We start from the raw sequence: 22,010 nt of genomic DNA on the forward strand, positions 1-22,010 counted from the left end.
AAAAGATCGCAGCGTGCCGCAGCTTCTACATAGGATTGAGGTGTAGCAGGACGTAGTCGTTTTTGTCGAAACTGCCGATAACTACTGGTTTTAGTGTTTCCAGCGGAGTGCCTTTAAGTGCCTGGAAGTCCTTGTTATCCATCATTAACCACAATGGGCCTTTGAGGGCTTCAAGGTCCTGGATCGTTTCGCTGAACTGCGGCTGTAAATCCTGCTCGATGTTGACCATGAACTTGATCGCCTTGGCGTCTTTGCCCATGCCGTGCAACACCAGCGGTGCAGGGTCTTTCTGCACTTGAGCGAACGCTTCGCGGCTAAACGTCTGCGTGTCGTAGAGACGCCGTTCAACAGGCTCGAATACCAACACATACGCTGACCACAACGCCAACACCGAGCACAGGGCCAAGACTTCGGCACGCAACTTGGGAAGCAGCAAGCGCGACAAGGCCAGCAATTGCAGCACGCCCAATACGATCAACACCGGGAGGATGTCGGTCAGTTGTTCCGGAAAGCGGCGTTTGGCGAACAGCAAAGCCGCGATCAACAACGCAGGCGTCAACAACCACACACCTTGAATCAACCCGCGTAACGCGCGGAATATCCGCCCATGAGCCACTTGGAACGGATACGCAGCAATGATCGCCGCCATCGGCAACATCGGCAGCAGATAACGTGCTTTTTTCGCCTGCGGAATCGATAACCCGATCATCACGATCAATCCCGCCGCAGCGCAGTACTGCACCAGTTGCAACGCAGGGCCACGCTGATGAGGCCGGCTCAACCATGCCGCCGCCAGCGCGACTATCGCCAACGGATAAGCCAGCGCGTAGTTGCCCATGGAGCTGGTGAAGTAATACAGCGAACCACTGACGCCCTCGCTGCCGTCCATGCGCCCCATGAACTGCATGCGGATCACGTCTTGCAGGAACACTGGACCGCCACTGACCTGCGCCGCCCACAACAGCAGGCCGACACACGCCACCAGCATCACCGAGGCCAGCGCGCCGAACACCAGCAGACGCGCCCACTGCCAGTTGAGCAGGTAATAACTGCACAGCATGCCGGTCGGCACGACGAGGCCAATAGGGCCGCGAATACCGAAACCGAGCAACAGCAACACGAAAATCAGCGGCAACCGCCGACTGGCACCGAAGTGATCGTGTGCGTAGCCGAGGTAGAACACCGTGAACGCCACAGCGGCGAGCATCAAGTCCTGAGACACCGCACGCACTTCGGTGACGAAGGTCGCAGTGAGCAACAGCATGGCAATGCTGATCACAGCCCAGCGATGTGAGTACGGCGCCAGCAGGCGGTACATCAGCGTCACGATCAACGCGCCGGCGATTGCGCTGGGCAGCCACGCCGTCAGGCTGTTGACCGTGCCGAGCGGCAACGAAAACAGCCAGACGAACACCGTCGAGAGTGCCGAATAGTCAGCGTACGGTTGCCCGTAAGTGGTAGGAAACACTGTCGGTCCATGACGCAGCATTTCCTGGGCAAACAGTACAAAGCGTGAATCGAAACCTATGGGTGCCTGCCCGTAAACCCCGGCAATGAACAACAACAGTGCCAGCAGCCCTGCGATCAGGGACTGCCGGCGAATGGCAGGCGACAACGTAATCAAGCGACTTCCGTCGTGTTAGGCCATTGATGCAACGGGATCGGCAGTTTGCGCGAATCACCACGGCCAATCGGGAAGTACTTGAAGCCATTACGCGTCAGACGTTCGGCGTCGTACAGGTTGCGACCGTCGAAAATCACCGGGGCGTTAAGGCGTTGCTGGATCAGGTCGAAATCCGGTGCCTTGAACTGTTGCCATTCGGTGCAGATGATCAGTGCATCGGAACCTGCGAGTACCGATTCCGGCGTACCCATCAGCATCAGTTTGCTTTCGTCCGGATACAGATGCTGGGTTTCCTGCATGGCTTCCGGGTCGAATGCGCGAACGCTGGCGCCTGCGGCAAACAGCGAATCAAGCAACACACGGCTTGGTGCATCGCGCATGTCGTCGGTGTTCGGTTTGAACGCCAGGCCCCACAGAGCGAAGGTCTTGCCGCGCAACTCACCTTTGTAGAACGCCTTGATGCGCTCGAACAGCTTGTGTTTCTGCCGCTCGTTGATCGCTTCCACTGCTTGCAGCAGGTCGCTGGAGCAATGCGCTTCTTCGGCGCTGTGGATCAAGGCACGCATGTCTTTGGGGAAGCACGAACCGCCGTAACCGCAGCCAGGGTAGATGAAGTGGTAACCGATGCGCGTGTCGGCGCCAATGCCCTGACGTACGGACTCAATGTCCGCACCCAAGTGTTCGGCCAGTTCGGCGATCTGGTTGATGAAGCTGATCTTGGTCGCCAGCATGCAGTTGGCGGCGTACTTGGTCAGTTCAGCACTACGCAGATCCATGAACATAATGCGGTCATGGTTGCGGTTGAATGGCGAATACAGATCGCGCATCACGTCCTGCACTTCATCACCTTCGCAACCGATGACGATGCGGTCCGGGCGGCGACAGTCGGAAACGGCCGAGCCTTCCTTGAGGAATTCCGGGTTGGAGACGATATCGAACTGCAACGATCGACCGGCCTTGTCCAGCGCAGCCTGGATGTGTGCGCGCAAAGTGTCGCCGGTACCGACCGGGACGGTGGATTTTTCCACCAGAATCAGCGGCTGTTCGCGATTGCGTGCGACCGCATCGCCGACCGACAGCACGTATTTCAAGTCGGCAGAGCCGTCTTCGCTTGAAGGTGTACCCACTGCGATGAACGCTACGCGACCGTGTTGTACGGCGAGTTTTTCATCGGTGGTGAAGTGCAGACGCTTGGAATCCAGGCCTTCACGCACCAGGCTCGACAGACCCGGTTCGAAGATGCTGACGTGGCCTTGGGTGAGCAAGTCGACCTTCTTCTGATCGATATCCATGCAGACCACATCGTGGCCGACTTCAGCCAAAACCGCTGCTTGCACCAGACCGACGTAACCGCTTCCAAATACTGTGATTTTCATGGAGCACTCCTGAAATCGGGCGCACGTGCCGGACGAGTGTTAATAGTGATGACCCCGAGCATGACCAGTGCCACGCCAAGGGATTTTGAATAACTGAAAGATTCGTTGAACAGCGGCAGACTGGCCGCCAGCAGATACACCAGCGCATAGCTGATGCTCAGCAGTGAATAAGCCCGACCCAGCGGCAAGTCGCGCAATGCGGCGAGCCAGCAGAGCATCGACAGCGCGTAAGCCAGAATGGCCGCCAGCACCACCGCCAGCGCGGACAGATCAACGCTGCCGGCGCTCAGCGCCGACAACCACTGTTCCGGTTGCGGCAGGCGCGTCATGCTCCAGCGCATGCCCAGTTGGGCGCCGCTGACCAGCAGCACGCTGCCCAGGGCAAAGCTGATGCCTCGTGTCTGATTCATGACTGTTGCCCCAGCAGAACCACGCCGCCAATCACCAGTGCCACACCGATCCAGTGCTGGCGATCGATTGCCTCGTGAAAGACGAAGCGGGCGATCAGCGTGATCAGCACGAAGTTCAGGCTGAGCATCGGATAGGCGATACCGACTTCAAGGCGTTGCAGCACCAACAGCCAGACCAACAGGCCTGAACCCAGCGCGAGCAAGGCCAGCCACAGCCAGGGCGAACGCAGTTTGTCGGCCCAGGACGAGTCGACACCGCGCCAACTCTCCACAGCGAACTTTTGCGCGACCTGGCCCAGACACGTCAGCAGGCAAGCAGTCAGTAACAACAGCCAACTCATGATGGGTCCTTGGGCAGAACCATGATCACCAGATTGCCTTGCTCGTAACGTGTGCCGTCTTTCGGTAGCAGGTCGACTTCGTGCAACTCGTCGTCGCCCTTGACCCGCATCACTACGCCAACCGAACCGGTGCGGCGGGCATCGCGTACCCACTGCTGGACAGTGTCGGTGGTGATCCGTCGTTCGCTACCTTCAGGGAAGGAGAGACCGTACTTCAGTTCGCCGACGGTGTTGTACAGAGCGACATCCGGACGTTTCATGCGCCAGGCCAATGCCGACGCAGCGCCAAGATCATTGCTCAGCAAGTGCGTGGTGTCGGACAGTTCCCTGGCGTGGTGCAGGATGAACTGATCAGGGGTTTTGTTCGCCACCACCGACTTGGGCAGTGCCCCGGGCAGTATTCCGATCAGCAGCAGACTGCCGAGTACCGGCGCCGCCCAGCATTGCAGCGGCAGAAACGCTTGCGCCAGGTTGGCGATGATCCAGCCGATCAGCGCAATGAACACCAGCACCATGCTGTGCAGTTCGTGGTCGTACACCGGTTTTTTCAGTTGCAGATAAACCAGTGCAATCAGCAGGACCAGACCCAACAGCAGGTTAAGCACGCCGTTGATACTCAACGCGCGGCCTTGTTCCAGACGCAAGCGATCAGCCAGTGCATGGCCCAACAACAGCGCCAATGGCAACAGACACGGCAGGATGTAGGTCGGCAGCTTGCCTTTGCTCAGACTGAAAAACAGCAGCGGCATCAGCAGCCAGAGCAACAGGAACGCAATCCTGGGCTGGGTGCGGGTTTGCCATGCCTGTTTGAGAGCAGTCGGCAACATGCCAACCCACGGCAGGCTGAACGCTACCAGCAACGGCAGGTAGAACCACCAAGGCGCATCGTGCTGGGCATCTTCACCGGCAAAGCGGCGAATGTGCTCGTGCCAGAAGAAGAACCGCCAGTAGTCCGGTTCCTGCGAGTGCACCGCCAGTACCCATGGCAGGCTGATGAGAATTGCCACGGCAATCGCCACCGGCCCGTAGATCAGCAGTTCTCGCCAGCGTTTTTGCCAGAGCATCCACGGCAGGGCGATCAGTACCGGCAGCAGCCAGGCGAGAAACCCCTTGGTCATGAAGCCCATGCCGCAGGCCAGACCCAGCACGCCCCAACCGGCCATGCGTTGACCGCTGGTGCGGCTATCGACGGCAAACCACAGCGCAACCAGACTGAGATTGACCCAGAAAGTGAACTGCGGATCGAGGTTGGCGTAACCGGCCTGACCGGCAACCACCGTGAAACTCATGTAGAGCAGGGCGCAGATGAAGCTTTTACGCGGCTCGTTCCACATACGGCGGGCGATCAGGAAGCACAACAACCCGCTCAACAGGGTGCTCAGCGCTGACGCAAAGCGCACGCCGAACAGGTTCTGGCCGAACAATTCCTGGCCGAGGGCGATCATCCAATAACCGGCAATCGGTTTTTCGAAGTAACGCAGGCCCATGAAATGCGGGGACACCCAGTTGCCGCTCAGCAGCATGTCCTGGCTGATTTGTGCATAACGGGTTTCGTCGGGAATCCACAAGCCATGAGTGCCGAGTGGCAGCAAATAGGCGAGCAGAAAGAAACCCAACAGCAGTGGTAATGCCCAGCGTTTACTCATGCGCCTTGCACTCCCAGCCAGCCTTCGCGGCCTTCGAGAGCGCCGCGTTGAACGCGGCCAACGGGCAAGGTGTTGAAAAACTCGGGCAGCAAATCACCCAAAGGCTTGAAGTCGATGTTGCGCTGGCGTGCATCGGCCAGCAGTCGGCGAAAATCGTCAGCCATCAGAATCCCTTCTACTTCGGCATGAATCGTGTAGACGTTGAGTTGTTCCGGGCGGAACCGGTCGAGGATGAACGCGTTGAAGTCCTTGGCGGCCACGGTCGGGCCGACGACTTCGTCGAAGGTCGGCAAGTCCACCGGGATTTGCGGCGTCCCCAGCGTCCCATCAGCCAGCAGCGGACGGAACAGGCTTTGCCCTCGGCAATCGCTGTTATAGCTAAAGCCGAAGGCTTGCTTGGCCTCGATCACGCGCTCGTCCGCACGCCAACCCGCGGCAGCGGAGCAAACAACCTTTTCCCCGAGAATATCGCTGAGCGTGTCGACGCCCTGACGGATCTGCTCGATCAGTTGCTTGTCGCTCCAGGTTCCGGCGTTGGCCTGCCAGCCGTGGTGATCCCAGGCGTGCAGGCCGACCTCATGACCGGCATCCCGGGCCTGACGCATCAGGTGCCCGAGATCACGGCCAATTGGTTTGCCCGGCCAGGCAGTGCCGGCCAGCAGAATGTCCCAGCCATACAGGCCGGCAGCGTTGGAACGCAGCATCTTCCAGAGAAATTGCGGGCGGATCAGGCGCCACAGATGCCGGCCCATGTTGTCTGGGCCGACACTGAAGAAGAACGTTGCCTTGACCTGCGCTTCGTCGAGAATTTCCAGCAACCGGGGCACCCCCTCACGGGTGCCTCGATAGGTGTCGACATCGATACGAAGGCCTGCCTGCATTACTTCTTGTCCGCGATTTCGAGCATGGCTTCGCGCAGGAAGAAGTCCAGCGTGTTGCCAATGGTCTCGCGCATTTCAACGGTCGGCTCCCAGTTCAGCAGGCGCTTGGCGTTGGCGATGCTTGGCTTGCGGTGTTCCACGTCCTGGTAACCGGCACCGTAGAACGCCTTGCTTTCCACGTCGCGGAAACCGGCGAACGGAGGGAAGTTGGCGCGCAGCGGGTGAGCTTCGAACTGACGCAGCAGTTCTTCGCCCAGTTGACGGATGCTGGCTTCGTTTTCCGGGTTGCCGATGTTGATGATCTGGCCGTTGCAGACGTCGTTATCGTTGTCGATGATTCGTGCCAGCGCTTCTACGCCGTCAGCGATGTCGGTGAAGCAACGCTTCTGCTCACCACCGTCGAACAGACGGATTGGCGTACCTTCCACCAGGTTCAGGATCAGCTGGGTGATGGCGCGGGAGCTGCCGATACGTGCCGAGTCCAGACGGTCCAGACGCGGACCCATCCAGTTGAATGGACGGAACAGGGTGAAGTTCAGGCCTTTGGCGCCGTAAGCCCAGATCACGCGGTCCAGCAGTTGCTTGGAGACCGAGTAGATCCAGCGCTGCTTGTTGATCGGGCCAACGATCAGGTTCGAGCTGTCTTCGTCGAAGTTCTTGTCCTGGCACATGCCATAGACTTCGGAGGTCGACGGGAAGATCACGCGCTTGTTGTACTTGACGCAGTAGCGAACCAGTTTCAGGTTCTCTTCGAAGTCGAGTTCGAATACGCGCAGCGGGTTGCGGGTGTATTCGATCGGAGTGGCGATGGCCACCAGCGGCAGAACCACGTCGCACTTCTTGATGTGGTACTCGATCCACTCGGAGTGAATGCTGATGTCGCCTTCAACGAAGTGGAAGTTCGGGTGGCTGCGCAGACGGTCGATGGCGTCGGAACCGATGTCCAGGCCATAGACTTCGTAGCGGTCGTCACGCAGCAGGCGCTCGGACAAGTGGTTGCCGATGAAGCCGTTGACGCCAAGGATCAGCACGCGAGTGCGACGCGGGGCACGACCGGATTCAGCGCCACGCAGCAGCGAACCGTCAACCAGACCCAGTTCGTTGGCCAGTTGCGGGCCGCTCAGGTACAGACCGTTGTCGTTGCGTTGACCGGCGTTGATCACCAGCGAGTCTTGACCGCAGGCAATGCGCAGCGGATCGACGCTGATCACGCGGCCCGGAGCCTGACCGTCGTTGCCCTTGGCGACTTCGGCGCTCCAGACGATCAACTTGTGCTCGCCCACGGCGCAGAAAGCGCCCGGGTATGGACGGGTCACGGCGCGAACCAGGTTGAACAGCTCTTCTGCGGGTTTTGCCCAGACCAGTTTGCCGTCCGCCGGGGTGCGACGACCGAATACTGTGGCCTTGGATTCGTCCTGCGGGGTTTCAGTGATCTTGCCTTGCAGCATGTTTGGCAGGGTGTCACGCAGCAGGTCGCTGGCGGCAGTGCGCAGTTTGGCGTGCAGGGTCAGACCGGTGTCGCTGCGTTCGATGGCTACACGTTGTTGAGCAACGATGGCGCCAGCATCAGCACGCTTGACCATGCGGTGCAGGGTAACGCCGGTTTCGGTTTCGCCGTTGACCAGCACCCAGTTGGCTGGTGCGCGGCCACGGTAGCGCGGCAGCAGCGAACCGTGCAGGTTGAACGCGCCTTTTTTGGCCAGGGCCAGCAGCGGTTCGCTCAGCAGGTTGCGGTAGTAGAACGAGAAAATGTACTCAGGGTCGAGCTTGGCGATGCGCTCGATCCACAGTGGGTGGTTGGCGTCTTCCGGTGCGTGAACCGGGATGCCTTTGGTGGCACACAATTGCGCAACCGAGGCGTAGAAGGCGTTTTCCTTCGGGTCATCGGCGTGAGTGAACACCGCTGCAATGTCATAGCCGCTGTTGAGCAGGGCTTCAATGCCGGCGCAGCCAATATCGTGGTAAGCGAAGACAACAGTTTTTGCACTCATGAGAGAACCTGATCAGAAGAAGTGGAAGTAGAAGAAAGACCATCAACGGTGACGGCAGGCGCCGGGGAAGCCGGCTGGCTGCGCAACACCTTTTCAATGAAGAAGCGTGGGCGGGCGCGCACATCGCTGTACATGCGCCCCAGGTATTCACCCAGAAGGCCCATGCCGATGAACTGTCCGCCGGTAAACACGAAGAGTACGGCGAACAACACGAAAGTGCCGTCACCGGCCCAACCGGCACCGAAAGCCAGGCGCAGGACGATCAACGCAAAGGCAAACAGAGCGCCGAGTCCGGCCATGGCAAAACCGACGATGCTCAGCAGACGCAGCGGGGTGGTGGTCATGCAGGTGATCAAGTCGAACATCAGATTGATCAGGCGCATCGGGCTGTATTTCGAGTCGCCGTGTTCACGCTCGGCGTGGGCCACAACGATTTCGGTGGTGTGACGGGCAAAGCTGTTGGCCAGAATCGGAATGAACGTGCTGCGTTCGCGGCAGGCGAGCATCGCGTCGATGATCGTGCGGCGATAAGCGCGCAGCATGCAGCCGTAGTCGCTCATGGCAACGCCGGTGGAGCGTTGCACGGCAAGGTTGATCAGTTTCGACGGGTAACGGCGCAGGGCCGAGTCCTGACGATTGCCGCGCACGGTGCCGACGACGTCGTAACCTTTTTCAGCTTCAGCAACCAGGCGCGGGATTTCTTCCGGCGGGTTCTGCAGGTCGGCGTCGAGGGTGATGACCACATCGCCTTTGCACTGCTCGAAACCGGCCATGATTGCTGCGTGCTGGCCATAGTTACGGTTGAGGATGACTGCAACGAACGGACTGTTTTCGCGCCCGGCGGCTTCTTCAAGCATGTTCGCCGACTCATCGCGGCTGCCATCGTCGACCAGGACAATTTCGAAGTCATGGTTCAGCTTCTGGCAAGCCGCTTCAGTGCGGCGCAGCAGTTCCGGCAGGCTTTCCTCTTCGTTGTAGACCGGGATAACGATCGACACGCTACGGATTGGATAAGGTTTCACAGGCGTTTTTCCATAAGGTGTTCAATGGCACCGACGACGCGGTCAAGGTCTTGACCGGTCATGTCGGGAAACAGCGGAATCGAGCACAACCGCGCCGAGTTCCATTCGGTGTTGGGCAAGTACAAATCAGGGTCACGCTGGCGATACCAGGTGTGCAGGTGGGTGGCGATGAAGTGGATGCCGGTACCGATGCCCTGGTCCTGCAAGCCTTTCATGAACGTTTCGCGATCCATGCCGCAGCGCTCGCTGTCGATGCGCAGGATGAACAGGTGCCAGGCGTGCTGCTGCGGGTAATCCGGGATTGCCAGCGGCTGAACCGGCAGACCTTCCAGTCGCTGCCGGTAGGCATTGGCCAGTTCGGTGCGGCGGGCGTTGATGTCGTCCAGACGCTGCAGTTGTACCAGCGCGATGGCGGCGTTGATGTCGCTCAGGTTGTATTTGAACCCCGGCTCGATCACCTGCGCCTGCGGCTTGCGGCCACCGGTCAGGCGATCGTAGGCGTCAACGCCCAGACCGTGAAACTTGAGCATGCGCACGCGACTGGCCAGGGCTTCGTCGTCGGTGACGAACATCGCGCCTTCGGCACAGGTCATGTTCTTGATCGCATGGAACGAGAAGATCGCCGTGCCTTGGGAGCCAACGTGGCGGCCCTTGTAACGCGTGCCGGCAGCATGGGCGGCGTCTTCGATGACGGCGATACCATGCTTGTCGGCCAGTGCGTACAGCGGATCAAGATCGAACGCGGCGCCGGCGTAATGCACCGGGATGATCGCTTTGGTGCGCGGAGTGATCGCGGCCTCGATGCGTGCGGCATCGGTCATCAGGGTGTCGCGGTCGACGTCGACAAACACCGGCGTCGCCCCGAGCAGGGAAATCATGTTGGCGGTGGACACCCAGGTCTGCGACGGCGTGATGACTTCATCACCCGGGCCGATGCCCAGCGCCAGCAATGTTATGTGCATGCCACCGGTGGCCGACGACAACGCCACGGCATGACGGCAACCGACGTACTGCGCGAACTGTTCTTCGAGCGCCTGGTTCTTTGGCCCGGTGGTGATCCAGCCGGAGCGAAGTACTTGCTCGACGGCGGCTATTTCTTCATCACCAATGCTTGGGCGGGAAAAGGGGAGAAACGCCTGACTCATGGATACCTCATGGAAAAAAATACGGACGGATCAACCAAAGCGTTGGTTTCAACCTTAGCGTAGACGCAAAAAAATCCTTTGCATCAATAAGTTGCTTGAAAATCAGGTGTCGGGGTGTGGTTGACTTTTCAGGCGCTGCGCGGCAGGTTGGGTGCTGCCGATGCTTGATCTATCGAACTTAAGGTTATGCTCGATTTTGTGAAAGGAACATGAAAAACCGGTCGGCGAATCGTTTATCTGATGCCTATACAGCGACTGTTCAGGCTTCTACCGTTTATCAACGCTTTTTAGTGGAAAAGTCCTACAGCGTTGTTCTATTTATATTAAGTACATTGCATTTATAAGTTGTTGTGTTGAACAGTTTTTAATCAAGGTCCTAGGTTTGATCGATTTGAGTGCTGCACCTTCCGTAACCCCGAAAACCAACCCGATGACCGTGTATCTGGCGCGTTTGGCACCTTCAAGCCAATTGACAATGCGCTATGTCCTGCAAGATGCCGCCGACCGTTTGGGCTTCGAAGACATGAATGTCGAGGAAATCCCCTGGCACGCTTTGCAGCCGGAGGACGTTGTCGCGTTAGTTGCGGCGTTGCGCGAAGACAACTACGCGCCCAACACCTCATCGCTGTATGTCAACGCGGTGCGTGGCGTGATGAACGAAGCATGGCGCATGAGCCTGATCACTCAGGAGCATCTGTTGAAGATGCGTACGGTGAAAGGCATTGCCGGCACGCGGTTGTCGCAGGGACGCAATCTCAAGCGCACGCTGATTCACGAACTGATGGAAGTCTGCGCCGCCGACCCGCGCCCGCAAGGCCTGCGCGACGCGGCAATCATCGCCTTGCTGTACGGCACCGGCATGCGTAAGTCGGAATCAGTGGATCTGGACCTGAACCAGGTCGATTTCAGTGAGCGCAGTCTGTGCGTCATCGGCAAAGGCAACAAGCAACTGATCAAGTACGCCCCGGCGTGGGCGTTTGCCAAGCTTGATGCATGGCTCGAGTTGCGCCGTTCACAGCTCAAGGAAGGCGAGAGCGATGACATTTTTCTGTTCAATCGCATTCGTCGCGGTAGCCACATCACCCGCGAACGCATCACCAAGCATGCGATTTACTACATTGCCCGTCAGCGCGGCACACAGGTTGGCGTGAAGATCATGCCCCACGACTTCCGCCGCTCGTTCATTACCCGGGTGATCGAGGAGCACGACCTGTCGATTGCGCAAAAACTCGCCCATCACAGCAATATCCAGACAACCGCCGCCTACGATGTGCGTGACGACAACGAGCGGCGGCGGGCGGTGGATCGCTTCGATCTCTGATCAGGACAGGGCAAACACGTGGGCAGCGCCGAGAATCGACAGCTGCACCGCACTCCCGGCCGGAGGAGCGTGCATGCCGGTGCTGCGCACCAGAAATGAGCGGCGCGCAGCGTGATCAGCCTGTGAGTGCAGCTCGACGGTCAAGGTGCAGGTGTTGCCGGCAAAGTCGCGCTCAGTGACCACGGCGTGGCAGCCGCGACCTTCGGTGGATGCATCGGTCACCTGTAGCTGTTCGGGTCGTAGCATGATCTGCGCCTGACCTTTGAAACCGTTGCTGTTTACCGGGACGGCTCCCAAGTCGCAATTGGCCCAACCGGCTTCGATCTGCGCGGGCATCACCACGGCTTCGCCGAGAAAATGCGCGGTTTGCTCGTCCTCCGGATAGCGGTAGAGATCCATTGGATGCCCAGACTGCACCAGACGCCCGGCGCGCATCACCGCCAACTGATCGGCAAATGACAAGGCTTCGCCCTGATCGTGGGTCACCAGAATCGTGGTGACGCCAGCGTTCTCCAGCAGCCGCGCAACCATTTTGCGCATGGCGCTGCGCAGGCCGGTGTCGAGGGCCGAGAACGGCTCATCGAGCAGCATCAGACGTGGTTGTTGCGCCAAGGCCCGGGCGAGGGCGACTCGTTGTTGCTGGCCGCCAGACAATTCATGGGGCCAGCGCCCGGCCATGTTGGCGTCCAGAGACACGCTGTCCATCAATTGCAGGATGCGTTCGGTTCTGTTTGATCCGCTGTCCGCCAGCCCGAAGCCGATATTGGCGGCCACGGTCATGTGCGGGAACAGCGCGCCATCTTGCGGGACATAGCCGATCTGGCGCTGATACGCCGGCACCGCATGGGTGGCGTCGACCAGCGTCTGGCCATTCAGCGTCAGGCTGCCGGCATCGGGAAATTCAAAACCGGCGATCATCCGCAGCAACGTGGTTTTGCCGGAGCCTGACGGGCCGACAATCACCGTGCGGCTGCCGGTGGGGACGGACAGGCAAATGTTGTCCAGCGCCTTTTGCGTGCCGAAGGATTTGCTCAGGGATATCAGTTCAAGTGCGTTCATCGGCCAGCAGTACGCCTGGATTGGTGATAGAGAATGGCCGTCAACGGCAGCGAAAGCAGAACCATCAGCAGCGCGTAAGGCGCAGCGGCGGCGTAGTCGATTTCGCTGGTCATGGCCCAGAAACCGGTCGCCAGCGTGCGCGTGCCGTTAGGCGCGAGCAGCAGGGTGGCAGTCAACTCGTTGGTGATCGCCAGAAACACCAGTGCCGCGCCGGCTGCGGTGCCGGGTGCAGCCAATCGCAAAGTGATCAGCCACAAGGCGCGAAGCGGCGAGCGACCGAGGCTTTGTGCGATGTTTTCCAGCTCGACCGGCGCCTGCGCAAAACCGGCGCGCAGGCTGACCAGCGCACGTGGCAAAAACATCAGCAGATAGGCCAACAGCACGGTGATGGTGGTCTGGTAAATCGGCCTGGCGTAGTGAATGGTCACGGTCACCAGCGCCAGCGCCACAACAATCCCCGGCAACGAGCTGGTGATGTAATTGCAGCCTTCGAGCAAGCGCTGCAATTTGCCCGGCGCACGAATCGACAGCCAGGCAATCGGAATCGCCGCCAGAGTGGTCAACACCGCGCCGGCCACGCCGAACGACAAGGTCTGCAACAACGCAGGCAACAGTTCGCCGCCTTGCCAAACCTCGACGCCACCGGCAATCAACCAGCGACTGAGCGTCAGCAACGGCACGCCGAGCGCCAGCAGGCAGGTAAAGATTTGCAGGCCGAGACCCAGCGCCATTGCACCACGCTTCAAGCGTACGGTGCGCTGCTCGCGGGCGCTGCCGGAACCGACGCGCGCGTAACGCGCCTTGCCACGCGCGGCCGATTCCGCTGTAAGCATCGCCAGACAGCACAGCGCCAGAACACCTGCGAGCATGTTCGCAGCCGGGCCGTTGAAGGTCGATTTGAACTGATCGAAGATCGCCGTAGTGAAGGTGTCGAAGCGAATCATCGCGTAGAGGCCGTATTCGGCCAGCAGATGCAGGCCTACCAACAGCGCACCGCCACAAATCGCCAGCCGCAGTTGCGGCAGCACCACGCGAAAGAACACCGCCCATGGACGCAGGCCCAAAGACTCGGCGACGTCCTCAATGGCCGGATCGAGTCGACGCAGGGTGGCGGCAACCGGCAGATAAAGAAACGGGAAATAAGCGATCACCGACACCAGCACCCCCGCCGGCAATCCGTGAATCGAAGGAATAAGGCTGACCCACGCGTAACTGTGGACGAACGCCGGCACTGCCAATGGCGCCACGGCCAGCAATGACCACAGACGTCGTCCGGGCAGATTGCTGCGTTCGGTGAGCCACGCCAGCGCCGTGCCGAGCAAGATGCACAAGGGCAGGGTGATCAATACCAGCAACACGGTGTTAATCAGCAGTTCAGCCACTCGCGGACGAAACACCATGGCTTCAATAGTCGGCCAACCGGTGTACCAAGACACGCCGAGCACAAAGCCGATCGGCAGCAATGACAGCAATGAAACCACAACGGCGAGCACGACCACCCAGGAACCCCCGCGACCAGTGAGGGCGCGGGTCTTGAGTGAGTGGCTGGCGGAGGACGCCGCAGCGACCTCCGCCGGTAGCGTTTCAGGCATCATTTACAGCAGGCCAGCCTGAGTCATCAGCTCTACGGCTTTTTTGCTGTCGAGTTTCGAGGCATCGACCTTCGGTGCGTCGAGATCTTTCAGCGGCACCAGTTTCGGGTTGGACGTAGCGTCCTTGCCGACGGCGTACTCGAACGAGTTGCCGGTCTCGAGGATTTTCTGGCCTTCTTTGCCGGTGATGTACTTGAGCAGCGCCTGCGCCTGTTCCTGATGTTTGCTGGAGGCCAGCACGCCACCACCGGAGATGCTGACGAATGCGCCCGGGTCCTGATGCTTGAAGTAGTGCAGCTTGGTGTTTTTGCTGTTTTCGCCGGTCTTCGACTGATCGACGAAGCTGTAATAGTGATAGATCACGCCGCTGTCGACCTGCCCGGCATTCACCGCTTTGAGTACCGCACTGTTGCCGCGATAGATCGTCGCGTTGGTTTTCATGCCTTTGAGCCAGTCCAGCGTGGCGGCTTCACCTTTTTGCTCAAGCACTGCGGCGACAATCGCCTGGAAGTCGGCGCCGGCTGGCGACGCAGCCCAGCGGCTTTTCCATGCCGGAGAAGAGAGGTCGAGCAGGGATTTCGGCAGGTCTTTCTCCGCCAGTTTGCTCGGGTTGTAGACGAACACGGTGGAGCGCGCGGCAATTCCTACCCATTGCCCGCTGGCCGGACGGTAGGCCGAATCCACCTGAGCCAGCGTGGTCGGTGCTACCGGGGCAAACAGCTTGGCGTTGTCTACCAGCACCATGGCCGGGGAGTTTTCGGTGAGGAACACATCGGCTGGCGATGCGGCGCCTTCCTGAATGATCTGGTTGCCCATCTCGGTGTCATCGCCGTTGCGAATGGTCACCGGGATGCCGGTCTCTTCGGTGAACCCGGCAACCCACGACTTGGTCAGGCTTTCATGCTGAGCGTTATAGAGCACGAGGCCTACGCTGTCAGCGGCGAACGCCTGGCCGGCACCGAACAACGCGGTGGCCAGCAATGCCTGCTTCATAAACGACGGAAAGGGTGAATGCATCTGGGGCGCTCCTGATTTTTTAGACGTTATGTGCAGGCATTCGCGAATTCGTCAATGCGAATGATTTGCATGCTTTGAGTCGCAGGCAATGTAGAGAGGCAAATGAGAAAAAAACGTCAAACCAACCGTTAATACATGTCATTGCCATTCAGATTAGCTGCAACTCGCCACATGCACGCTTGCCGTGCGTCATACAACGTCGTTATTCAGGAGATTGAACGAGCATTTTTTGCATCTTTGGACGCGGCAGGTACGCCACGCTTTGATCCTCGCGACCATGGAAGACCTGTTCGCCACGGGTAGGCGTGGTGGTAATGGCGGTGTGATCTACACCCAGGTAGTTCAGCGGCATGGCGTCACCGTTACGGTACTGCGCAACAATAATTGTGCGTTGCGGGTCCCAATGCTGACCGCTGGTGCGTTCGAGCCAGGCGAACATCGCGGCGGAGTCGCCAGTGCGCGGGAAGTCCTCGGTTTCCGCCACGTAATAGAAGGGTGCACCGCCGGTTTGCAGGTACATCGGTACTTTGTTGTCCACTTCAATCATGACCATCCGCCATTGATTCAGCGGCGCCTGCTGGCTGGCCTGTTCGCGCACGGTTTCGCCGAAACGGATCGCGCCGCCACCGCTGTTGGTCCATGGATACAGAACACCCAATATGCCAACCAGAAAGACCGTTGCCACCGCGAAGCCGATTTTCCATCCGCGTCCCTGGCTATTGCGCGCTTCCATCCGCCGGGTGATCCACCATGCGCCGAGCAATTGCGCGAATGGCACCAGTGGCAGCACGTAGTAACTGCGTCGGCTGCCGCTGGCGGTGAAAAACAGCATCAGCAGGGCGAGGCCCTGAATCAGCCAGCGGGTGTCCGGTTCAATGTGCCGCCAGTTACGCACGGCAACCCACAACGCAATGATCCAGCACGGCGCCCACGGCAAGGTGTACACCGGCAGGTATAAAAGGTAGGTGTAGATCGGGCCGATGTTGTCGAACGGCTGGAAGAATCGCACTACGTTTTCACGCAAAACCAGCCCCAGGCCGCTTTGCTCGTAGTTTGGCGTGCCGTAGAGGTGAGACAGCAGGAACGGCACCATGTAAAACGCGCCGGCGATCAGTATCGCCGCACACAGTCGCAGGTTCAGATGTTGTTTCCAGCGGCCGCTGTTCAGCAGATGCGGCAGCAACACCAGTCCAGGGAGGATGAAACCGATCAGGCCTTTGAACAGCGAAGTCAGCGACATCAACCCGAAGAACACCACGTAACGCCATAACCGGGTGTCATCCGGCCCGCGCCAGTACCACCAGACCGCCGCCAGAACGCCGCACACGGTGAGGATGTCAGCGGTGGCGACCCTTGCCCAGAACACGAAGTAGAAGGTGGTTGCGAGCATCCACCCGGCGATCAGTCCAGTGCCTTTGCGGAACAGTTGTTCGCCAAGCAGATACACCAGCCACACGCTGAACCACGCAGCGATGACCGACGACAAGCGTAATGACCAGTGGCCCAGGCCTCCAGTCAGCCAGCTTGTCGCGGTGATCAGCCAGTAAGACAGCAATGGCTTGTCGTAGTAAGGCGCACCCTTGAGGTACGGATCGAAATAGTCGCCGCTTTGCAGCATCTGCAAAGCGATGTTGGCCCAGCGGGTTTCAGCGCCCCACAACTCGCGGCTGCCCAGCCCCAACAACAACATCAGGGCTGTGGCGGCGAGCAGAATCAGCAATGCCCGCCGATCACTTGCAGTCGAGGTCATGGCTGGCTCTGAGCAAAGATGAAGATTTCCAGGTTACCGCGTTGGTAATGCTTGCCATCGACCGGCAACAACTCGATCTCCTGCGCCTCTTGCACGCTGTTGACCCGCATCACGACACCTACCGAGCCTTTCTTGCGCGCTTCAGTCATCCATTGGCCGACACCATCCATGCTGACTTTGCGCGCGGCCATGGCCGGATCTTCGAGGCCATATTTCAGTTCGCCAACGGTGTTGAACAAGTCCACCTGTGGACGTTTCAAACGCCACGCCAGAGCCGACGCGGCGCCGAGATCGTTACTCAGCAACGACGAGGTCTCGCTCAAGGCCTGTTGATGCTCGGCAATAAACTGATCCGGCATTTTACTGTCGACGATCCGTGCCGGCATCGCCGCCGGCAGCAGCGCGATCAGCATGCCGATCCCCAGCGCGGGCGCGGCCCACAAGGTCAATGGTCGCAGCACTTGCAGTGCGTTGGCGATGATCCAGCTGATCAGCACGATGTAGCCAAGCGACAGGCTGAACATTTCGGTGTTTTCGTAGATTTCGCGGGTCGCTTGCAGGTAGAGCAGCGCGACCAGTGCGACAACCCCCACCACGGTGTTGATGATGCCATTGACGCGCAACACGCGAGCATTGCGGTTATCCAGCCAGTTCACCACGGTGTGCGCCATTAACAAGGCCACCGGCAGCAGGCACGGCATGATGTAAGTCGGCAGTTTGCCACTGCTCAGGCTGAAAAATACCAGGGGCAGCAGGAACCACAGGGCAAGGAACGCGGTTTTCGGCTCAAGCTTTTCGCGCCACGTACGAATCAGGGTCGATGGCAGCAGAGCGGCCCACGGCAGGGTGGAGGCAAACAGCAGCGGCAGATAGAACCACCACGGACGCGCGTGCTGTGCGGCATCACCAGCGGCGAAGCGACGGATGTGTTCGTGCCAGAAGAAGAAGCGCCAGAAGTCCGGTTCGCGCACGTGCACCGCCAGCGCCCAGGGTACGCTGACCAGTGCGGCGACCACGACGGCCACCGGGCCGTAACGCAGCAATTCGCCAAAACGCTTTTGCCAGATCATGTAGGGCAGGGCGATCAGCACGGGTAGCAACAGGGCGAGAAAGCCCTTGGTCATCAGGCCCATGCCACACGCCAGTCCCAACAGCGCCCAACTGCCCAAACGGGCACGCGGGGTACGACTGTCGATGGCAAACCACACCGCCACCAGGCTCAGGTTGACCCACAAGGTGAATTGCGGATCGAGGTTGGCGTAACCGGCCTGGCCGGCAATCAGGCCGAAGCTCATATAAAGCAGCGCAGCGGCCGCACTGATCCGTGGGTTGTTCCACAGTCGACCCGCCATCAGGTAGGCCAGCCAGACACTCACCCCGGTGGTCAACGCCGAAGCAATGCGCACGCCGAACAGGTTGTCACCAAAAATGGCCTGACCGATGGCAATCAACCAGTAACCGGCAATCGGTTTCTCAAAATAGCGAATGCCCATGAAATGCGGGGCAACCCAGTTACCGCTCAGGAGCATTTCCTGGCTGATCTGGCCGTAGCGGGTTTCATCGGGAATCCACAGGCCGTGGGACATCAGCGGCAGCAGATAAAACACCACGAACGCCAGTACCAGACCGGGTATCGCGAGGCGCTCGAATGCTGACGGTTGCTGCGTTCGGGGTAAATGATGGGCAGCGTGGCGCAGCGGATTGTTCTCAGACGTCATGACTGGACCTTGGTGCAGAGCAGAGTACTTGTTGCAATGACCGCTCGACGCAATCCTGCGCGAGGGTGTCACTGGGTTTAGTGAATGCATGTGCGAAATGTCTTACAGACTTTTTCCTGCATTCAGCGAACTAGCGCGCTTCCAGCTCGAAGTTCATCCTGCAAAGACAAGCTTGAAAGCGGGAAATGTCAATTAACCGACTGCATAAAACATCATTTATTACAAATTAGTGCGCAGTCGATTGAGTAACACTGGGTGCTGTTCGCATGTTTCTTTAAATCAATCTGTTTATTGCTTTTTAAATTGTGCCCAAGCGTCGGGATTCAGGATGCCCAGCACTTTCAGGTCGCCCTTTGCATCAATGCGCATCAGCAATGCGCTGCCGTACGCGGCAGGGATCGCGTGTGGGTAACCGGTCTGCTTTTCGAAGTCACTGATGCAACCGCTGTGCGTGACCAACACCAGATTGCGCTGGGCGGTCTTGTGCGCAGCAATGTCATTGCGAAAGGTCGGGCCGCAAATTTCCAGCCAGTCTTGAGCAACGGCCTCTTCACCGAACATGTATTGAGCGGTCTGCATCGTACGGGTGAGTGGGCTACTGAACACCTGCGCTTGCTGCATACCCAGATTCACGAAGCCACGGCCGATGCTCGCCGCCGAATCACTGCCCAATTTGGTGATGCCGTCGGCAGGTCCCAGGCAAGCATTGGTCGAGCGGTCACAGCGCTCTTCGTGGCGCACCAGCGCAACAATTTCGCCAGCCTTCCAGGCGCTCATCCACTGGGCGGTGTCGGAATGTCCCGCATGCCCCAGATCAGTCGGCGATCTCGTAATGATGAGAAAGCCGCTAACCAGAGCCGTTACCAGCGTCAGGCAGGCAACAAATACCAGCATTCGCAGGCGAGAAAAATGCCAGCGTTTAGATGGAACGTTTAGTTGTATTAACTCAACCAAGATGCTGCCCCTATGAATCGCGAAATTTTCACTCAGTGCAACGTAAGGTTGATGACGCGAGCAACTTTACGGAGGTGTACTTGAATGGTTGCTGAACACTACGTTCAGAGTCGTGTCGGGGCGGTGAAGAACATGTGAAAAATTTGCGAGGGTGCGGCACGTTTTAATTAAAAAGGCTATTTGATAAACAAACTCAAATAGCATTTTGTTCAAAGGCGGGACTTAACAAGCGCAGGTCGTCGAGGTAAAGCTGCCGTCCCTGGAGCCGAATCAACGCAATGGTCTGTGGTTAACCGAAAACTGACGATAGCAGAGGAGTCACCTGAGCGAATGGATCTCAAGCAAAACCTCACCAAACGGATCGTGATCGTATTTGCCCTGATGAGCGCGCTCGTCGCAGGGGTGTTTGCCTTGGGGATTGTCGCCACCGTTCACGTAGTGGAGCGCAAACTGACCAGCACCACCCTGAGCGGCGGGTTGCGCCGGCTATTGGCGATGGATGACATCAGTCGCTGGAGCCACAAACCGGAAAAGAGTGAGTTGTTCTTTTTCGAGGGTGGGCAAGGAACGATGGCGCTCACCGAGCAACTCGCGGCGCTGCCGTTCGGTTTTCAGGAGATACGCTTCGACGGCGATGATTTCTACGCAATGGTCATGGCTGTTGGCGGGCGCAAGTACGTGTTGCTGCGCGATCAGGAAAGTCTGGAGCAGCGTGAACGGTTGTTGTTCATCGTGGTGATCGTCGGTTTCATTCTCAGCATTCTGCTAGCCATCACACTCGGCAGGTTGCTGGCGCGGCGGGTGATGGCGCCGGTGATCCGGCTGGCGCAACAGGTCCGCCATCGTGATCAACTGATCGAGTTGGCGCCGCCATTGCACCCCGATTATGCGGCAGATGAAGTGGGCGCGCTGGCGCTGTCCTTCGACCAGACCCTGGGCCGGCTGCGCGACACATTGAGCCGGGAGAAACTCTTCACCAGCGACGTCAGCCATGAATTGCGCACGCCGTTGATGGTGCTCGCCAGTTCCTGTGAATTGCTGCTGGCCAACCCGTCGCTGGAGGCGCGCTCGACCGCGCAAGTCCAGCGCATCGCCCGGGCCAGCAATGAAATGCGCCAGTTGGTGGAAACCTTTTTGATGCTGGCGCGCAAACCGGAAGAGGTCGGTATTCAATCGGCATGCACGCTCAAGGATGTTGCCGATGCGCAAGTCGAGGTCTGGGGGCGGTTGATCCGCGAGAAAGGCCTTGAATTTATCTACGACGCGCAAACCTGCGGAAGCGGGCAATACAACCTGACGTTTTTGCAGTCAGTCATGGGCAACCTGTTGCGTAATGCCTGGCACTACACCGATAAGGGCTTCGTGCGGCTGACCCTGCGTGAAAACAGCTTCGTGGTCGAAGACAGCGGCATCGGTATCCCGGAAGAACAACGTCAGGCGATGTTCCAGCCGTTTGTTCGAGGTGACGAGCGTCGTGGCGAGGGGCTTGGCCTCGGGCTTTCGCTGGTACAGAGAATCTGTAATCAGCAGCAATGGCAGGTGCAACTCAGCACCCGGGAGCCCAACGGCTGCCGCTTTATCGTTGAGCTGAAGCCGGCAACTCAGGACGCAGGCGGGCAAACGCCGGGATTACCAGCGGCCTGACTGATCAACGCGGCCAAGCGTTTGACGTTGTTCTGCTGAGCGCTCACCAGATCGTCGATGCTCGGGCCGGATGGCGTTTGCAGGGTCGAGCGGCAGGTCAGCAAGCCGCTGTCAGTGGCGCCGACCGGCCGCAAGCGCCATTTGACGTCGATCAGTCCGTACTGGCCCGGAATCGAATCGAAGCGCTGTACGTCGAGGCGTACCGAGACGTTGCCGCGGCCGCCGGCATTGCTCAGTTGATCGGTCAGCGCACTGTGCAACTCATCCGCCAGACTCGCTCCCCACCATTGGGTTTCCAGAATCGCCAGGCCACTGTTGCCCTGGCGGATGACGATTTGTGGCCGGTCAACCTGCGGCGGCACCGTGATCGCCTCGATGGGGATTTGCGTGCCAGCGCGGGTATTGGGCAGTTGCACCGGGGTCAGGGTGTGAAAGCTGATCGGATCGCTGCGGCAGGCGCCGAGCAACAGACAAGCAGCGAGCACGGTGAACTTCAGCGGTAAAGCCATGAATAAAGCT

General features: G+C 59.1%; 18 protein-coding genes. 2 read left to right on the forward strand and 16 right to left on the reverse strand.

The genetic code is table 11. The features are described from left to right. Positions 1-25: 25 nt before the first annotated feature. The 9 genes from ACTWLJ_RS21205 to arnB are packed head-to-tail and all read right to left on the reverse strand — an operon-like array spanning position 26 to position 10,436. Positions 26-1,624, reverse strand: a complete 1,599-nt coding sequence (locus ACTWLJ_RS21205; RefSeq protein ID WP_445178309.1) for an ArnT family glycosyltransferase — start codon at positions 1,622-1,624, stop codon at positions 26-28. Then, positions 1,621-3,000: a UDP-glucose dehydrogenase family protein gene (locus ACTWLJ_RS21210; RefSeq protein WP_445178310.1), complete on the reverse strand. Its 1,380-nt coding sequence runs from the start codon at positions 2,998-3,000 to the stop codon at positions 1,621-1,623. Before ACTWLJ_RS21210 ends, ACTWLJ_RS21205 begins: the two co-directional genes overlap by 4 nt. Further along, positions 2,997-3,410: a 4-amino-4-deoxy-L-arabinose-phosphoundecaprenol flippase subunit ArnF gene (gene arnF / locus ACTWLJ_RS21215; RefSeq protein WP_401207989.1), complete on the reverse strand. Its 414-nt coding sequence runs from the start codon at positions 3,408-3,410 to the stop codon at positions 2,997-2,999. Before arnF ends, ACTWLJ_RS21210 begins: the two co-directional genes overlap by 4 nt. After that, positions 3,407-3,751 carry a 4-amino-4-deoxy-L-arabinose-phosphoundecaprenol flippase subunit ArnE gene (gene arnE, locus ACTWLJ_RS21220; protein ID WP_401207991.1) on the reverse strand — a complete coding sequence of 115 codons (345 nt, stop codon included), beginning with the start codon at positions 3,749-3,751 and terminating at the stop codon, positions 3,407-3,409. Before arnE ends, arnF begins: the two co-directional genes overlap by 4 nt. Continuing rightward, positions 3,748-5,397 (reverse strand): lipid IV(A) 4-amino-4-deoxy-L-arabinosyltransferase, encoded by a 1,650-nt coding sequence (gene arnT, locus ACTWLJ_RS21225; RefSeq protein WP_445178311.1) that lies wholly within the window; start codon positions 5,395-5,397, stop codon positions 3,748-3,750. The genes arnE and arnT (ACTWLJ_RS21225) overlap by 4 nt, the downstream gene beginning before the upstream one ends. Further along, positions 5,394-6,278 carry a 4-deoxy-4-formamido-L-arabinose-phosphoundecaprenol deformylase gene (gene arnD / locus ACTWLJ_RS21230; protein ID WP_445178312.1) on the reverse strand — a complete coding sequence of 295 codons (885 nt, stop codon included), beginning with the start codon at positions 6,276-6,278 and terminating at the stop codon, positions 5,394-5,396. Before arnD ends, arnT (ACTWLJ_RS21225) begins: the two co-directional genes overlap by 4 nt. Further along, positions 6,278-8,269, reverse strand: coding sequence for a bifunctional UDP-4-amino-4-deoxy-L-arabinose formyltransferase/UDP-glucuronic acid oxidase ArnA (arnA, locus tag ACTWLJ_RS21235; RefSeq protein WP_445178313.1), 1,992 nt, complete (start codon positions 8,267-8,269; stop codon positions 6,278-6,280). The genes arnD and arnA overlap by 1 nt, the downstream gene beginning before the upstream one ends. Beyond that, the gene (gene arnC / locus ACTWLJ_RS21240; RefSeq protein ID WP_445178314.1) at positions 8,266-9,291 is read right to left on the reverse strand and encodes an undecaprenyl-phosphate 4-deoxy-4-formamido-L-arabinose transferase; all 1,026 of its coding nucleotides are present in this window, start codon (positions 9,289-9,291) and stop codon (positions 8,266-8,268) included. The genes arnA and arnC overlap by 4 nt, the downstream gene beginning before the upstream one ends. Further along, positions 9,288-10,436: a UDP-4-amino-4-deoxy-L-arabinose aminotransferase gene (arnB, locus tag ACTWLJ_RS21245; RefSeq protein ID WP_445178315.1), complete on the reverse strand. Its 1,149-nt coding sequence runs from the start codon at positions 10,434-10,436 to the stop codon at positions 9,288-9,290. Before arnB ends, arnC begins: the two co-directional genes overlap by 4 nt. 430 nt (positions 10,437-10,866) lie before the next feature. Between arnB and ACTWLJ_RS21250 the strand changes: the two genes are divergently transcribed. Continuing rightward, complete coding sequence (locus tag ACTWLJ_RS21250; RefSeq protein WP_401208611.1) at positions 10,867-11,757, forward strand: site-specific integrase; 891 nt, start codon at positions 10,867-10,869, stop codon at positions 11,755-11,757. Here the strand turns inward: ACTWLJ_RS21250 and ACTWLJ_RS21255 are convergent, their stop codons facing one another. The 6 genes from ACTWLJ_RS21255 to ACTWLJ_RS21280 form a co-directional block, all read right to left on the reverse strand. Then, positions 11,758-12,816, reverse strand: a complete 1,059-nt coding sequence (locus tag ACTWLJ_RS21255) for an ABC transporter ATP-binding protein (protein ID WP_445178316.1) — start codon at positions 12,814-12,816, stop codon at positions 11,758-11,760. Continuing rightward, positions 12,813-14,408, reverse strand: a complete 1,596-nt coding sequence (locus ACTWLJ_RS21260) for an ABC transporter permease (protein WP_445181394.1) — start codon at positions 14,406-14,408, stop codon at positions 12,813-12,815. The genes ACTWLJ_RS21255 and ACTWLJ_RS21260 overlap by 4 nt, the downstream gene beginning before the upstream one ends. Before the next feature lie 3 nt (positions 14,409-14,411). Further along, positions 14,412-15,425, reverse strand: a complete 1,014-nt coding sequence (locus ACTWLJ_RS21265) for an iron ABC transporter substrate-binding protein (RefSeq protein ID WP_445178317.1) — start codon at positions 15,423-15,425, stop codon at positions 14,412-14,414. Between the two features lie 202 nt (positions 15,426-15,627). Further along, entirely contained in the window at positions 15,628-17,175 is a 1,548-nt protein-coding gene (locus ACTWLJ_RS21270; RefSeq protein ID WP_445178318.1) for an ArnT family glycosyltransferase, read from the reverse strand. After that, positions 17,172-18,893 (reverse strand): lipid IV(A) 4-amino-4-deoxy-L-arabinosyltransferase, encoded by a 1,722-nt coding sequence (gene arnT, locus ACTWLJ_RS21275; RefSeq protein ID WP_445178319.1) that lies wholly within the window; start codon positions 18,891-18,893, stop codon positions 17,172-17,174. Before arnT (ACTWLJ_RS21275) ends, ACTWLJ_RS21270 begins: the two co-directional genes overlap by 4 nt. Before the next feature lie 288 nt (positions 18,894-19,181). Continuing rightward, entirely contained in the window at positions 19,182-19,787 is a 606-nt protein-coding gene (locus ACTWLJ_RS21280; RefSeq protein WP_445178320.1) for a histidine phosphatase family protein, read from the reverse strand. Positions 19,788-20,177: 390 nt separating this feature from the next. Here ACTWLJ_RS21280 and ACTWLJ_RS21285 point away from each other — a divergent pair, with 390 nt between their 5' ends. Continuing rightward, positions 20,178-21,491, forward strand: coding sequence for a sensor histidine kinase (locus ACTWLJ_RS21285; protein ID WP_445178321.1), 1,314 nt, complete (start codon positions 20,178-20,180; stop codon positions 21,489-21,491). Here ACTWLJ_RS21285 and ACTWLJ_RS21290 read toward each other — a convergent pair. Further along, positions 21,449-22,000, reverse strand: a complete 552-nt coding sequence (locus ACTWLJ_RS21290; RefSeq protein ID WP_445178322.1) for a PqiC family protein — start codon at positions 21,998-22,000, stop codon at positions 21,449-21,451. The two genes, ACTWLJ_RS21285 and ACTWLJ_RS21290, sit on opposite strands and share 43 nt — an antisense overlap. Positions 22,001-22,010 lie beyond the last annotated feature (10 nt).

The organism is Pseudomonas sp. McL0111, assembly GCF_052567255.1.

Bases quoted from the DNA above. Each gene is read 5' to 3' on its own strand.
- ACTWLJ_RS21285 (WP_445178321.1), top strand. From the start codon at position 20,178: ATGGATCTCAAGCAAAACCTCACCAAACGGATCGTGATCGTATTTGCC.
- arnB (WP_445178315.1), bottom strand. From the start codon at position 10,436: ATGAGTCAGGCGTTTCTCCCCTTTTCCCGCCCAAGCATTGGTGATGAA.
- arnT (WP_445178311.1), bottom strand. From the start codon at position 5,397: ATGAGTAAACGCTGGGCATTACCACTGCTGTTGGGTTTCTTTCTGCTC.
- ACTWLJ_RS21260 (WP_445181394.1), bottom strand. From the start codon at position 14,408: ATGCCTGAAACGCTACCGGCGGAGGTCGCTGCGGCGTCCTCCGCCAGC.
- arnA (WP_445178313.1), bottom strand. From the start codon at position 8,269: ATGAGTGCAAAAACTGTTGTCTTCGCTTACCACGATATTGGCTGCGCC.
- arnD (WP_445178312.1), bottom strand. From the start codon at position 6,278: ATGCAGGCAGGCCTTCGTATCGATGTCGACACCTATCGAGGCACCCGT.
- ACTWLJ_RS21255 (WP_445178316.1), bottom strand. From the start codon at position 12,816: ATGAACGCACTTGAACTGATATCCCTGAGCAAATCCTTCGGCACGCAA.
- ACTWLJ_RS21290 (WP_445178322.1), bottom strand. From the start codon at position 22,000: ATGGCTTTACCGCTGAAGTTCACCGTGCTCGCTGCTTGTCTGTTGCTC.
- ACTWLJ_RS21250 (WP_401208611.1), top strand. From the start codon at position 10,867: ATGACCGTGTATCTGGCGCGTTTGGCACCTTCAAGCCAATTGACAATG.
- arnT (WP_445178319.1), bottom strand. From the start codon at position 18,893: ATGACGTCTGAGAACAATCCGCTGCGCCACGCTGCCCATCATTTACCC.
- arnE (WP_401207991.1), bottom strand. From the start codon at position 3,751: ATGAGTTGGCTGTTGTTACTGACTGCTTGCCTGCTGACGTGTCTGGGC.
- arnF (WP_401207989.1), bottom strand. From the start codon at position 3,410: ATGAATCAGACACGAGGCATCAGCTTTGCCCTGGGCAGCGTGCTGCTG.
- ACTWLJ_RS21270 (WP_445178318.1), bottom strand. From the start codon at position 17,175: ATGACCTCGACTGCAAGTGATCGGCGGGCATTGCTGATTCTGCTCGCC.
- ACTWLJ_RS21210 (WP_445178310.1), bottom strand. From the start codon at position 3,000: ATGAAAATCACAGTATTTGGAAGCGGTTACGTCGGTCTGGTGCAAGCA.
- ACTWLJ_RS21265 (WP_445178317.1), bottom strand. From the start codon at position 15,425: ATGCATTCACCCTTTCCGTCGTTTATGAAGCAGGCATTGCTGGCCACC.
- ACTWLJ_RS21280 (WP_445178320.1), bottom strand. From the start codon at position 19,787: ATGCTGGTATTTGTTGCCTGCCTGACGCTGGTAACGGCTCTGGTTAGC.